The sequence below is a fragment of the Listeria sp. Marseille-Q6474 genome (assembly GCF_946902005.1).
Lineage (GTDB): Bacteria > Bacillota > Bacilli > Lactobacillales > Listeriaceae > Listeria > Listeria innocua.
Window position 1 is genome coordinate 1,602,575 of the sequence record NZ_CAMPPS010000001.1, and the last position, 14,530, is coordinate 1,617,104.

Genomic DNA, 14,530 nt, shown 5'->3' on the forward strand with positions numbered 1-14,530 from the left:
TTCCTACTTTCTGTTTGAGATTGGGGCACGAAGAAGATGTGCCCCTCTACTATTCTTGATATACGTACAGTTGCAGTGCGCCATTAGTATCATAAACTGCAACACGGTAATCAAAATTTTCTTTTGCAATTTTCGAGATTGTCTCCATGTGATTGACTAGACCAGCTTCGTCAGCTTGCAGTTCTTTACTACTGAATGCAGTCCAACTATTCTCTGTTCCAGCTGCACGTCTTTCAATGGCAATCCGATAAGTCTCGCCTGCTTTGCGCTGCATGGTAAATTTCATGTCATAAGTGGCATTTTGCGGGGCCAGAACTTCTTCTATTGGAGTTGTTAAGCCGCCATTTTGTGCCTTTTCTTGTTCCGTTTCTTCTGTTTGTTTTACACTATTATCTTCTGTTTGGAACGGTGTTAGAGAAATAGTGAATTTCGCATCTTTGTCATATTCAATGTCTTGTTTAATTGGATATTCAAAAGTTTTTGTTTCATTTGTGTTGTTTTTGGTTGTTTTAAGAACTAATTTAGCTTCTAAATCAACTTTTTCTTCATCAGTAATTGGTACTAAGCGAATATTTCCTTTTTCTTGATTAACGATTTTGTAATCTACTTTGGATTGATCTTTTTCATCCTTTAATTCAACAGTAGCTTGATTTATCGTGTAATCTGTGGAATTCCAGTCATACTCAACTTGAACAACTTTATTTACTGATAAATTAGCTCGTAAACTTCTTAATACAGTTGCCTGCATTGTGTAGTATTTTTCTGAGCTATTTAATTCAATTGTTTCGCCATTTTTCATTTCAATGATGGCTTGGAATTGGTATGCGGTACTTGGAGATAAGTCTGTTACATTTAGAAGTTCTCCGTTGCCGTTAATGAAGTTTGTACCAACATTCATATAGAAAGAATCACCATTTGCTTGTTTAACTTTGATACGAGCGCGTTTAACATCTTCTATTTGTGCATCTAGAGAAATGTTTACTTTCATTGACGTACTCGTAACACTTTGCATTTGGTAAACTGCTGAAACTGATTGGGTTGTAAAAGATTCGCTCTTCATTTTAACTTCTTGAATGCCTTTATCTGTTCCTAAATCGTACTGATAAGTGAATTCAAGATGATACTTCCCATTTGGAGAAAGACCTGTTAGTGTTGCTTCTGTATCAACAGCTGATACATAGCGAGTGTTAACTGTTTTACCAGTTTTTTCGTCTACAACACTGATTTTAGTTACTCCAATCAAGGTATTATTTGGATCCGAGTAACTATAGCTAACTTTCGCACTAGTTACGCCAGGCGCAATATATCCAATTCTGAGTACTGGAATATTTCGCTCCAATTTCTTGTTCAATTCCTCGATTTTTTTAAGGACTGCTTCGTAATTATCAATTTCTTCTAAATCTTTTTGAGCTTTTCCAGGTGAACCACCCGTATTACCTTTAGAGGCTGTTTCTGATGAACCACTGCCAGCCTTTAAATCATTTCCGTATTTCTTCGTTGCATTTAGACCACCATTTGATGATCCATTTTGGTTACTTGCTTTATTGGTTGAATCTTTGTCATTAGCCGCTGTTTTATCGCTTGCTTCGGTTTTATCTTCAGCAGCTTTTTTATTTTCGGCTTCTTTTTCGTCTTTTTTAACAACGATTTTTTTATTGTCTGTTCCACCAAAACTAGCAAGGTCAATCTTGCGTTCGCCAATTGTATAAGTTTCATTACTAGCATCTAAAACCGTCTCATCGTTAACTTTTAATGTCATATGGCCTAAATAACGGCTTTTCTTTTTATTTTCATAAATAGTGACACTACCAGTTTTATCTATTAGTAGAAGCGGTTTAGAAACTTTCTTAATTTCTTTTCCACCAAGGTACAGTGTTGCATCTGCATTCAAGAAATATTGACGATTAGCTAGTTTAACAACACTTTTTTCGGCGATTTCAGAGTTTTTATATAGATAGGAAGCGGCTTTTTGTTCATATACTTGTCTTCCTTTTAACTTAGTACTCACGCCGTTTATATCAATGACTGGGACGTTTTTAGTGAACATTAATGCATCTTTGTCTAAATAAAGAATCGTGCTTTGCATAATTTGGTTACGCGTATCGTCTTCATCATTTTTAGCGATTAGCTGGTCATCATTCCAGCTTCGGTAAAGCGTGTGGCCTTTTTGAAATTGCAATGTTTCTTGTTCATTATTTAGAACCACACCATTACTAGGGAGGGAGACAAGATCGTATCTTGCCTCCTTAAAGGACCCCCATAAGATTACAGAAATAATGATTAACGGAACAGCTGCAACGATTAGACCTATTTTCCATGTAGGTTTCATTTACTTGCCTCCAGTTCGATAATCCCAAAAGTTTTTCCTGATTCTTTTTCTTTAACAGTAACTTTCGAATCATGATAATTTGCATCGATTTCGACCCCGGCATCTAGATCTTCTTTTTTAATCGTTTTTGTTTCTTTGAAGTCTTTTCCGAACCACGACTGCACTTTTTCCATAGTAGTAAGTTCTTTTGGTTCAATAGTGACAGTAAGTTCTGTTTTTGCATCACCGGTATCTTCGGTCATCAATGTAAAGCTATCTTTAGTAATATTAGCTTTAAGGTTATTTTCATCGTTATTTCCTTGGTAAAGAGCAACTGGCTTATCTTTCTCATCAGTAACAGTTATTGCATAATTGCTAGTTGGTTTAATCGATAAATCAACTGTTTTTGCAATATCTTTCGCTGCAACTTTTTCTGTATCTAGTACTTTGCCAGCTTCATCTTTTAGTTCAAACGTGTAAGTTTGTTTGTCTTCTTTGTCCATTTCCTTCGCATCTAAAGCCACGCTTACTTTTTCGTCAGTAGTTTGTACTTTTCTAAACGATTTTAAGTTCGCCGCAATATCTTCTTGCAAGGTAATAAAGTTGGACATTTTTTCATAAGTTTTAACTTCATTTAATTGTGTGCGGTAAGTGATGACCATCTTACCTAAGAAACTTTGATTTTGCTTCTTACCAGCGACACTGAAGTTTGCAGAAACTGTTCCAGGATAAGAACTTGGTAAAGTAACTGTTTTTCTTTCAACTAAACTTGTTCGCTCGTTATTACCACCATAATCAAGTAACTCGTAGAACTCCATTTGGATTTTTTCAATGGTTGTTGATCCTGGACTCACTTCTTTTGCTTGTAACTTGATTTGTTTAGTTGCTGCATCAAGTTGAATAGTAAGTGAGTTCGAGGTTACATATTCAGCATCAGTCGTAAAGTTTAAACTATTACTCCATGACTGACTTCCATCTCCACCCAAGTTATCGTATTTTGTACTGATTGTTAATGTATAACCTGTTGCGGGTTCTAAGTTCTCGAAGGTGTTTAGCCAACTTGCTGTATTTCCACCTGTGAAGGCACCTTTTTTAACTGTTTTACCAGTCGTTGTTTCTTTTAATACATATTGGAACTGTTTATTTGTTCCACCAACAAAGTAACTGTCAGGATCGTTATAAGAGAATTTCAATGTTGCTTCTCTCGTAGAAACGTTTTCTAACTTGATTGGTGCCGAAACTGCTCTTGGCGGATTAATATAAATTGCTTGTGCATTACTTAAGAAAATTGGTGCCTTAGCTAGGCTTGTTTTCATAAAGGCTGCAATTACATAAGTTTTTCCGGCAGAATAGTTCTGAGCACCAAGGCTGTTATACAGATCAAATTCTGGCGTTTTCGATAAACTTTCAAAAGTTGCAGCTGGCGTCTTAGTACCTAATTCTTGTTCCAGCGCTACTAAATCGGATAAATCAGCATTTATTGTTGAAGCATCATATAAACGATACTCAATATTAGTTAAAACGCTACTTTCATCGATAAAATTGTTATTTCCTTTGATTGTTCTCGCTCCATAAGCTGGGCTCCATGAGTAGCTTGTTGATTCCATGCTCGGTAGACTTTTCTCTGTAGTTATTGTTTCAGTATAATAAACTTTATTTTGTGGACCTTCACCATCTAACAAATCATATTTACCTTCTATTTTGATGACATATTTTTTGTCAGGAGAGAGGTCTGTAACGAAAATGTCTCGAGTTGGTAAGCCGTCAATTCGAACAGATTTGACAAGTGTTTCTCCATCTTCTTTGTACGCATTAACAAATAACTCATTTTCGTTATCTTTTTTAACTGTTGTATTATCTTTATCTTCACCAACAACATCTAACTTAACGCGTCTGTCATAAATACTAACCTCTTCAGCAGTAATATTTGGTTCTACTAAAGCTTTAGTAGTAATTGCTTGCGAGACTTGTGAAACGCCTTCTTGTGCTGAATAAAGATCAATTTTTGAGCCCGCTGCTTCCGTAGAAACAAGCCCTGACGAGAAGTCAACATAACGACCATTTAGTTCTGCTACATAGCTTCCGTCTTCTTGACGTCTAAAGCTAAATGGATCGGCTGTTTCACTGTTGCTTATCATAACCCCACCGCGATATGCGATGTACTTGTTTGTCCAGATGTTTTTGAATTTAACACCAGCGATATTACCTTCTGAGTCAGTTGGACCTTTCGTTACTCGGTAGACATCTGCACGATTTAGGTTTCTCGTTGTAGACAAGCCACCGTTAGACGAGGTTACAAATGCCGAGCTATTATCAATAGAAACATAATAGTTTTCAAATAACTTCTCATTGTTCATTCGGTTTTCTGAGTAGTTCATTTTCATATCGAGTGTTAACTCATGCGATTTGTTAAACCACACATTTCCGAATGGCAAGCTAAGGTTTTGTGGATCAAATTGCTCGTCACCAATTTTAGCCTCTGTATAATCTGGGCTTGTACTTTTTGCTTCTTGAAGACTGTAGGTTGTTTTCATTACATTACTTTTTGCCACATCATCAGGTTCAGGTGTTATTTTTAGAGACCGACCAGTTTCATCTAATGCGATTTGCGCACTAGCTTTTGGTGCAGTAGTATTCATCGCTACCAAAGTTTTTGTCATAAAGTCAGTTGTTACTGCTGGTTCGCCCGCTGTAATAACATAGTCTCCAGTTGTTTTAATAGTTGTCGCACCTTCACTTGAAAGCGGCAATGTTACTGTATTTTTACCATTTTTAAGTTGTTCAGAACCACCAGTTGAGCTAGTAATTTCAAGTTTTCCAGGTACAATAGCGCCCTCAATGTCTCTTACATAAACATTTAGTTTTACTTCTGTCGCTGTTCTTCTTAAAATTTCGTATTCAACAGTTGGTTTTTCTTTTTTGATTTGAATTGTTTCGGAACTGATTTCAATACGATGATCTTCATAATTATCGTTCCAAATTACTTCTGCTTTAATTACGTAATCAAAACCACGACCTAAAGCATTATTCGTTAGATCAAAGTAAGAGTGTCTTTCAAACTCAGCCGCTGTTGAAACTTCTTGTTCAACAAGTGGCGTATTTAAGTCATCTACTTTATAGATACGATAAGTGATGGAACTAACTGCATTATAATCATCAATCAGTGGTTTTTCTGTAGCTTCAATACCTGCTAGTCCGCCTACTTTCAATTTATTCGGTTGATAATCAAGTAGCACTTTATCAGTTATTGGTGATGCCTTTTTCGTTTTGAAAACAAGTTGACCTTCAACTGGGACTTGGTTCATGCCGCTGTCTAAACCATCTTCTACTTTTACTAGATATTCTTTATTAATAGCTAGTTCTTCAAAAAGATAGGTCACGCCATCTTCAGTCATTAACTTGTTAAAATCATCATTTAGAGGAACTGTTTTTACTAATGTGTTATTTCTCTTATCATAGATTTTTAAGTTCGCGGAGTTTAGTTTCTTCGCGGCTTCAGATAATTTGATATTAACTTCTGCTTGGTTAGTCGTTACGGATTTCAACGTGAAAGTAGCATTAACTTTCGCGATTTCTTTCGTTTGGAACGCTCCGGATTGACCAATAAGCTGATCTACCATAATTCCTGCGCCATCATCTAAGTTATAAGAAGCTGTCATAACAACAACGTAATAAGTTTCACTCTCTAAACCGCCGAATTCAAGTAAGTTTGTAATCTCGTTTTTATTTCTAAGATCCACAGTAGCAACTGGACTTCCATCGTACATTCCTTGTGCATCAGATTTATAAAGTTTTAAGGTTGGATGCGTCAAATTATCGTAAAGTAATGTATTATCTGCATCAAAAACTTCATAATTGATTGTTAGTTTGTCCTGCTCTGCTTCTTTCAAAGAAAATTCTACAGTTGGTTTACTTTTCAATCCGACCACTACGGCATTAGAAACTGGTGTAGCCAACGTAAAGTCAGATTGATTATTATTACCAGAAATGTACGCTACAAAAACGTAATTTCCATCGCTCATATCAACCGTACGTCCAACTTTTACCGCCGTTTTCTTTTGACTTGCATTGACAACAGAATAAGCATATTCTTTTGCATTCTGGCCGTTTGCTTTGTAATCCTCTTCTAAATAAGCTACATAGCGTATATTAGTAATAGAATTATCTGTATCGATTAGATTGATTGGTACGGCAGTGAATTCACCTTTTTCAGTACTATATGAAAGGTCTATTCCTGCCATTGATGGTTTTGCTTTTAGTGTAGATGCAATGAAATACCAATTATCATCAGTTACTTCTTTACCATCAACTACTAATTTCTCCATCTCAATAATGTATTCTTTACTACTATTTAACGAATCAAATTTAACGTCTACTTTGCCGTTTTGCGTTAGCTTATTAGCATCAACTTTCACCGTTTTCGAAGTAGCTACATTACTGTTGTTTTCTTTAACTCTTAAGACTAATTCATCTATTTTGCCGTATAGCTCTGTTGCAGTTAGCTCAGCTGTTAAATAATTTTCGCCGCGTTCGATAACTTTTGGCGTTAATACAACTGGTTTAGCTTCTACTGTTTGGCGGAAGAAAATCGTCTCTTGTATTTTGTCGCTGGCGGATTTATATTTCCCTTGCACAACGACTTGGTAGCTTTCGCCGTATTTCAAACTATTAAAATCAAAAGTTTGATTTGCTTTTGAAGAGCTTAATGCTACTTTCTTCACAACTTTATTTTCACTGTCGTAAAGAATTGCTTCCAAGGATTGCAGTCGTTCGGAAGAATCTGTTAGCTTTAATTTTGCTGAAGCTTTTTGTCCTTCAACTGCTAATTCAACATCGACAATTGGTACTTGGAATGTCTTTAGTCCTTCAGCCTCGTTTAGCTTTTTGATAATTTCATTCGCTTTATCGACATCTGTAGTATTTTGGTTGTCTTTTGTGGTTCCACCTTCATTTGCGTTACCCTTAGTAGTTGTTCCAGTGTCCCCGCCATTAGCAGATCCGTTTGCTCCCTCTGCCTTATTTGTATTATCATTTGTAGCTTGATTTGTATTTGTATTTGTTTCTGTTTTTGTTTGTTCGTTGTTTTTTTCTTCTTGTTTTTTCGTTTCATCTTTTGTTGTTTTATCTGTTGTTTCTTTTGTCTCTTTTAGATTACGGTTTTCAGCTTTGTCATCTATTTCGACTTTAATCGACCGAATATCAATATCTTCTTCATTATCCGTTTGACTAACTAATATTTCTTTACTTAAATCAAATTGATAACGATTATTTTCCATCTCAATATAGGCATCATCGCCAGCTAACTCTTCTAAAGTTTTTTCTCCCATTAATAAAACTTTCTTATTCTCGTCAATGGAAACTATTGTGTTTTTGGGTAATTTTTTGTTAAGTCCTTTTTTGTTCTTCAAATAGGCATTATCTAAAATAATGTAACGTCCTTCAGCAAGCTTAACTACTGTGCCTTTTGGAAGTTGTGCAATCGCTTTGTCTTTTGTGTCTGTTGCTTTATACGTTCCTTTGCTTTCAGTGACAGATGTTTTTGACGGCATCTCAATTAGGTCTGATGCACTTTTAATAGCTACACTTTTACCTAAAAATTGAATTCGTCCATCTTTTAAAAATAATGTTCTCGCCAAATTGATTGGCTTTACTTCTTTTCCATCCGAAATAGTTTTTTCGTTATTAAGCCAAGCATCGTTGTACTTTGCATCCGGTGAAAAAGTAACTAGTTTTCCTTTAGGGCTGTAGGTAAACCCTTCCGTTTCAATAGCATAAGCATCATTTCGCGTTAGAAAAAATGCTGAAACAATTGCGCTTATAGCAAGTACTGAAACAATAATTACGACTAAAATATTTTTCTTCAAGTCCTACTTCCACCTCGTTTGTGTGTATATTTTTTATGCTTGGAAAAGAACTTGAGATGTTGCTTCAAGTCTTGTACCATTAGAAAACATTCATTTCTTGTTTTCTTTTTAAATTAATCCGCTACTTTTTGAACATCTCGTTCAAAGTATTCAAGTCTCATTTCGCGTCCTTTAAGTTTCCATGGAGAAGATTTAATATCCAGCATTCCTTTGTTGTGTAATTCATTTACGGTAGAAGATATCGTGGAAATGGAGCAGTTTGCTAATTTGGCCAGAATATTTATTTGAAGCCATTCTGGGAAAACTGGTAATGTGGTATTAGATAAGTTATTTTCTAATAAAAAATTGAGAGTAGAGACAACTTTATTTTTCGAGTTTTCAATACCAAGTAACGCTTGCCTCTTTAAATCTTGTTCATTTTTTTCTGCTATTTGTAAGAAGAAGTTTGATAAAATTTGATCTTCTTCCAACTTTCCAAATACACCTTCTGCACTTATTAAACAAATTTCAGATGTTTCTAGAGCTTTTAATACCACTGGATTTCTAGTTGGGAAAATGAGATTCTTTTGAAAGAAGCAGCGAACGATTCCCTTTTTCTTTCCGTCACTTTCTTCAATTAATGTTCCGCTTTTTACTAACAATACGTGTTCTCTATCTATCGTAATGCTTTCCCATGCTTTAATTTGCTTGCAAACATAAGAAAAGTTATCAAGTAAATAAGCGTAAATAATCGCATCTCTTTTAATGTAATCATGGTATTCAATATACTTCATTTGTGTAATCATCCTTTCTGAAATTCCACCACAAACTTATTATCTTAGAAAACAAAATATTTTCGTACAGGCAATTACACCTAATTTACGAGAAAAGATACTCTCTTAGACACTATTTCGTAACATTTACCGTTTGAACAAAATCTCAGAAAACTTCAAAATCATTGATAGAACTTAATTAACAAAAAGAACCAAAAAAAAACGATTTCCTCAAACAATATCAAAATAGCTAAAAAAGAAGCGATATTCGATAAAATTTCATCAAATAACGCTTCTTTTTTTATTAAAACTATCACTATTGTACTATTCCATTAGTTTATATTGTTATATTTTTATTAATAATTTCCATTTTTTACAACTAGAAGCACCATTTTTAAGCTTGACTTCAATCAAAATTTGCTAAAAAACTTCTATTTTTGCTCCATAGTTTCCGATGCAATGTAATATTCTCCGTTCTCTTTAAACAGAATTGTCCTTGGAAACTCATCCCCATTTTTCGCTTTATAAAGTTCTGTTCCTTCACTTAAATAATTAGAGGTGAAATTTTTATTTGGTATTCGGTAATGGCGAATTCTATGCTCTATCTCACCAATTTTCTCCAAAGCATCCTCTTTCTGTGCCGGTTCGTACGTCACTATATATAGAACGTCGTCAACTTTCATCATTTCTACAAGGTTGTCTCTATATAACAACCACTTTATTCCGAATACTACTGCACAGATAATTACTACTACCAAAATTACGGTGAACCATTTCTTCATCTTCATGGATTAGCTCTCTTTCTATGATGTATTTATGTACTTATATAAGGATATAACAGGAAGACGAACTGTACAACTAAAATATGATGTATGGAATGTTTTTCAACATATACCAGCTACTTTAAAAGTTTGCAAACAAAAAACCGCCTAAACGCTTTGTTTAGGCGGTTTTCATATATGGGTTGTGAGGGTTTCGAACCCCCGACCCGCTGATTAAGAGTCAGCTGCTCTACCAACTGAGCTAACAACCCTCGTCGTATTCCGACAAAAAACATTATACCATAATTTGGTGTAAAAACACAGCCACAGCACCTTGCCATGACTGTATTTCTTAACTTAGTAAACGGAATGTAATGGTTGTTTTCCTGCTAAAACTGCTTCAACGTTCGAAATGGCCATTCGACCCATTTCTGTGCGGGTTTCTACGGTCGCATTGCCGATGTGCGGCGTTAAAACGACATTTTCTAGTTTGCCTAGTTCAGCTCCAATTTTAGGTTCAAATTCAAATACATCAAGCGCAGCACCAGCAATAACACCTTTTTCGAGCGCATTAATTAATGCAGATTCTTCTACAACAGGACCGCGAGCCGCATTGATTAAAAAAGCACTCGACTTCATTGTATTTAGTGTAGTTTCATTGAGTAAATGTTTCAAGCTTGGACTATATGCTGCGTGAATCGTCACAACATCACTGCGCTTTAATAGTTCATCCTGACTTACAAACTCCGCATCCCACTGTTTCGCTGCTTCTTTCGGGTGGTGCCCAGAATAAATGATTTTCATTCCAAAAGCAGCCGCGCGTTTTGCAACAGCCTGACCGATTCTCCCTAAACCTATAATTCCTAGAGTCTTACCGCTTAATTCCGTACCTAAAAAGAATGTCGGCGCCCACCCTTTAAATTGCTCAGGTGTTTCACGACATAAACGGTCACCTGCTGAAATTCTTCGCGCCACATCTAAAATCAATCCGAGAGTTAATTCCGCTGTCGCTTCCGTGGATACATCCGGTGTGTTAGTTACCGCGATGCCCAGCTCTTGCGCTTTTTTTACATCAATATTGTCAAAACCAGCGCCAATATTCGCTACGATTTTAAGGTTTTTAGCAGATTCCAGTACTTTTGCTGTAATTGGTGAAGAAAGTGGGCAAATGATTGCTTCCACATCCGTAACGTTTTTTATTAGCTCAGACTCCGTAATATTTTCTTTGCCTTTGTACGTTTTTACATCCCATTTATCTAGAGCTTCCATCGTTTCTGGTAGTAATTTTCCTGCTACAAATACGCTTGCTGTCATCTCTTTCACTCCTCAAGTGCCATTTTTACCCTTATTTCATTGTAATCCGTTTTTTATGAAAGGTAAACAATTTTACGCACCTTTTCCAAGCAAAATACGATATAATGGAAACGGAAGCGAGGTTTGAAATCATGAAAAAAATTACTGCGCCGCGGATTCCTGATGGGGATTTGACGGTTTATCCGAATGATACATATTTTATTGAAGATATTGGAGAAGTTAGTGAGCAAATCTTCAGAAAAACGACGCTAACTGGGGAAATTTTCGAGCATTTTCATTTAGAAACAATTATTTTTGATGGTTGTGTTTTTGATTCGGTTTCTCTTGTAAGCGCGAATTTGACTGATGTTGTATTTAAAAATTGCGATTTGTCGAATTTAGATTTAATGGGCGCCGTTATTCATCGGGTACGTTTTGAAAATTGTAAATTAATTGGTGTGAATTTCAGTGATGCTACGCTTAGAAATTGCGTTTTTGTTGATTGTTATGCGGATTATGTTGCCTTTCGCTATTCCAACTTGAAATGGGTGGCATTTGAAGCGGGTGCGTATACGAATAGCGATTTTAGCGGGGCTCAACTGGTCGACACCTATTTGGAACGACTTGACTTGAATAAAGCTCAGTTTTTAAATTGTGCGCTAAATGGTATCGATCTTAGTTCTTGCATTTTTGAGTCTATCACTGCGATGCCGCAAGATTTGAAGGGTGTGAGCATTGATTATTCTCATGCACCTGCCTTGATGCCGTTGTTTGGAATACGGGTTAAATAATTGAAAAAAGATGGTTCCGCGTTACTTTGGAACCATCTTTTCATGTTTAATTAGCCATTCTTTTCGGGCAAGACCGCCGCCGTAACCTCCTAATGCTCCGTTAGTATTGATTACACGGTGGCACGGGACGATGATGGATAATTGGTTAGCCCCATTTGCTCTTGCCACGGCTCGACTCGCTGTTGGCCGCCCTAGTTTTTCTGCCAAACTTTTGTACGAAATCGTTTCGCCTACCGGAATTCGTCGCAGTTCATTCCAAACACTTTGTTGAAAATCTGACCCGATATAGCGAATCGGTGTTTTAAAATCAATCAACTCTCCATTAAAATATCGCGCTAATTCGGCTTCTATTTGTTGAATTATTACTGTTTTTTCAGGTGTAATAGCCGCGTTTAAGCGCATTCGTAATTTTTTAATTTCTGTTTCCAATCCTTTTCGATCAACAAATTCCAGAAGCAATAGACTTTCATCATCAGAAATTGCGAGCATTGATCCAAGTTTAGTTTCAAGCCAAGCGGAGTATAAAATGGTGATATCTTTTGATTTATGAGGAACCTCCCCCATCGTTTTTGAAAAAGCATCTCGGAACCCATTTCCAGACTCATAACCACTTTCAATTTGCGCATTAATAATCGAATCCCCGCTCCGAATATGCTTAAAAGCAAGTCCAAGCCGCCGCGAACGCGCGTACTCAATAAAAGTCATCCCAAACTGCTTCTTAAACTGGCGCCGCGCCGTATTTGCACTAATGGATAATTCATCAAAATCTTTATCAGTCCATTTTTTCTCCGGATTTTTCTCAATTGCATCGACAAGTAACTTCACAGCTGGAGACAATTTCGTCGGATTGGAGAGCGGTTCACAACGCTTGCAAGGCCGGTAAGATGCAAGTAACGCCTCCTTGGCTGTACTGAAAAACTCACAATTTTCTTTCAAAGGTTTCTTCGCCGGACACGTTGGACGACAAAGTATTCCCGTCGTTTTCACTCCGACAAAAAATACGCCTTCATAATTCGAATTTTTCTCCACTAACATATCATAATATTTATCAATATCCCGCTGATTTGTTATCATAAGGCTCTCCCTCCTTCGAAAATCCGCTCAACTTCCTGCTGAATCGCTAAATTAGCCTGAAAAAAACTAAGCGGTCCATAACTGATTCTTTTCACACCGATTTTTTGTAATTCCTCGACTGAGAGCATCCCATCCATCATCATAATATTGACCGGAAGTGGGGATTTCTCAACAAATGCGCGAATTAATTTTGGTGATAACAGACCCGGAATAAAAATAGCATCTGCCCCAGCCTCCTTGTATGCCTTTGCCCTGTCAATCGCTTCTTCCACCAAGTCTACCGTCTCATCTCGCCCTTGGAAAAAGACATCTGTACGCGCATTGATAAAAATTTCCCTGCTCATTTTCGCCGCCGTTTCTTTGATTGTCTTGATTTTATCACATTGCGTCTCAGTACTGCATAACCCCGGATTTGCAGCACCAATAAGCTGATCTTCCACGTTCACGCCACAAACGCCAATCGCCAGCAACCGCTCCACATTCTGAGCCAGTTCCTCCAAATTTCTGGCATACCCAGTCTCCATATCCACCGTCAGCGGCAAACTCACATTCTCGGCAATGCGCGAAATAACTGAAAACATCTCGTCAAAAGTTAAATGCTCCCCGTCCACTACGCCAAGTGACTTAGCAATCGCATAACTGCTTGTCGCTATTACTGGTGCTCCACCTTGTTGGATGGCTCTGGCGGAAGCGACGTCCCAGCAGTTGTAGAGGATTAGTGGGGCGGGGAGTTCGTGTAGGGATTTTAGTTTTTTAAAGTTTTTTGTCATTGGTTTCAACTCCATTTGTTAGGATGGGGTTAGTATAGCAGGTGTCGGGGGTTGGGGGTGCGAGGAAAATTAACATGGATGTTTTTTTGTAGATGTATGTACAATTATAAACCATTGTATACGCTAAGCAGCCTAAGATTCTCTCCCTCATCTTAGGCTACTTGTTCTCGTATGTAGTTAGTTTTAATGCTACTTTAGTCTCTTTTTCTCTATAATTATTAACAAAAAATAACACTTCTACAACCATCAAAAAATTTATTATATCCGTCCTTAGGCTCACTTTACTTAAGCCCTAATTTTTAAGATTCAACAAATTACGTAAAATAGCCTTATAATCCACTTGATTCTGATCTAATTCTATGTCATATTCTTTAATCATTTGTTTAAAATACATATATTTCCAGGTGAAATTAGCTAGAACTTTAGCTCCCATTGTCAAACTAGAGTTATCATTACTTATTGTATGAAAAATCATATCTATATCACAATAACCCACTACATAAGTATTTTTTTCATTAATAAGGCACATGGCATCTTTCTTATAATTTTCTATCTCGAACAAGTTAGAATCCAGAAATCTTGACAGACAGTTCTTTGCCTCTATCTCGTTGGAAATAGTGTTCTTAAGTTCTGGTCTAGGACAAATCGTTTTAAATCGGCTCATTTTAATCATTATTCCAAAATAAAAGATGGCTACTTCTTTATCATGTAATGTCATAATTTTTGTTTTAGTACCTCTAGACAATTTGAATAGCTCGTATTTTAATTCATTGCAGGCTAAAACAAAGATAATATCTTGATTTACGGTACCTTCTAATCGTTCTCTTACCTCTATACTATTCGTGGACTTATTGTCTGTTATAAAATAGTCTGTACTTAAAAAATTCGTTAAGGATTCTATCATAAGTATAAATACC

General features: G+C 36.4%; 9 protein-coding genes and 1 tRNA gene. 1 reads left to right on the forward strand and 9 read right to left on the reverse strand.

Going from position 1 to position 14,530, the window contains the following annotated elements; all coding sequences use genetic code 11:
* Nucleotides 1–49 precede the first annotated feature (49 nt).
* From OC533_RS08015 to OC533_RS08040, 6 genes are all read right to left on the reverse strand, one after another.
* Nucleotides 50–2,329, reverse strand: a complete 2,280-nt coding sequence (locus OC533_RS08015) for a hypothetical protein (RefSeq protein ID WP_194322811.1) — start codon at nt 2,327–2,329, stop codon at nt 50–52.
* Nucleotides 2,326–8,172 carry an ATP phosphoribosyltransferase regulatory subunit gene (locus OC533_RS08020; protein ID WP_194323824.1) on the reverse strand — a complete coding sequence of 1,949 codons (5,847 nt, stop codon included), beginning with the start codon at nt 8,170–8,172 and terminating at the stop codon, nt 2,326–2,328. Before OC533_RS08020 ends, OC533_RS08015 begins: the two co-directional genes overlap by 4 nt.
* 113 nt (nt 8,173–8,285) lie before the next feature.
* On the reverse strand, nt 8,286–8,945 hold the full coding sequence (locus OC533_RS08025) for a Crp/Fnr family transcriptional regulator (protein ID WP_010990230.1): 660 nt from the start codon (nt 8,943–8,945) through the stop codon (nt 8,286–8,288).
* A 410-nt stretch (nt 8,946–9,355) separates the two neighbouring features.
* Nucleotides 9,356–9,712, reverse strand: coding sequence for a hypothetical protein (locus OC533_RS08030; RefSeq protein WP_185501676.1), 357 nt, complete (start codon nt 9,710–9,712; stop codon nt 9,356–9,358).
* A 172-nt stretch (nt 9,713–9,884) separates the two neighbouring features.
* Nucleotides 9,885–9,957 (reverse strand) — tRNA-Lys (locus OC533_RS08035).
* 85 nt (nt 9,958–10,042) lie between these two features.
* Nucleotides 10,043–10,999 carry a 2-hydroxyacid dehydrogenase family protein gene (locus OC533_RS08040; RefSeq protein WP_010990187.1) on the reverse strand — a complete coding sequence of 319 codons (957 nt, stop codon included), beginning with the start codon at nt 10,997–10,999 and terminating at the stop codon, nt 10,043–10,045.
* Between the two features lie 131 nt (nt 11,000–11,130).
* Here OC533_RS08040 and OC533_RS08045 point away from each other — a divergent pair, with 131 nt between their 5' ends.
* The gene (locus tag OC533_RS08045) at nt 11,131–11,769 is read left to right on the forward strand and encodes a pentapeptide repeat-containing protein (protein WP_070752065.1); all 639 of its coding nucleotides are present in this window, start codon (nt 11,131–11,133) and stop codon (nt 11,767–11,769) included.
* A 21-nt stretch (nt 11,770–11,790) separates the two neighbouring features.
* Here the strand turns inward: OC533_RS08045 and OC533_RS08050 are convergent, their stop codons facing one another.
* The 3 genes from OC533_RS08050 to OC533_RS08060 form a co-directional block, all read right to left on the reverse strand.
* Complete coding sequence (locus tag OC533_RS08050) at nt 11,791–12,843, reverse strand: bifunctional transcriptional activator/DNA repair enzyme AdaA (RefSeq protein WP_194323826.1); 1,053 nt, start codon at nt 12,841–12,843, stop codon at nt 11,791–11,793.
* Complete coding sequence (locus OC533_RS08055; RefSeq protein ID WP_194323828.1) at nt 12,840–13,613, reverse strand: isocitrate lyase/phosphoenolpyruvate mutase family protein; 774 nt, start codon at nt 13,611–13,613, stop codon at nt 12,840–12,842. The genes OC533_RS08050 and OC533_RS08055 overlap by 4 nt, the downstream gene beginning before the upstream one ends.
* A 292-nt stretch (nt 13,614–13,905) precedes the next feature.
* Complete coding sequence (locus OC533_RS08060; RefSeq protein WP_194319672.1) at nt 13,906–14,517, reverse strand: hypothetical protein; 612 nt, start codon at nt 14,515–14,517, stop codon at nt 13,906–13,908.
* Nucleotides 14,518–14,530: the final 13 nt, after the last annotated feature.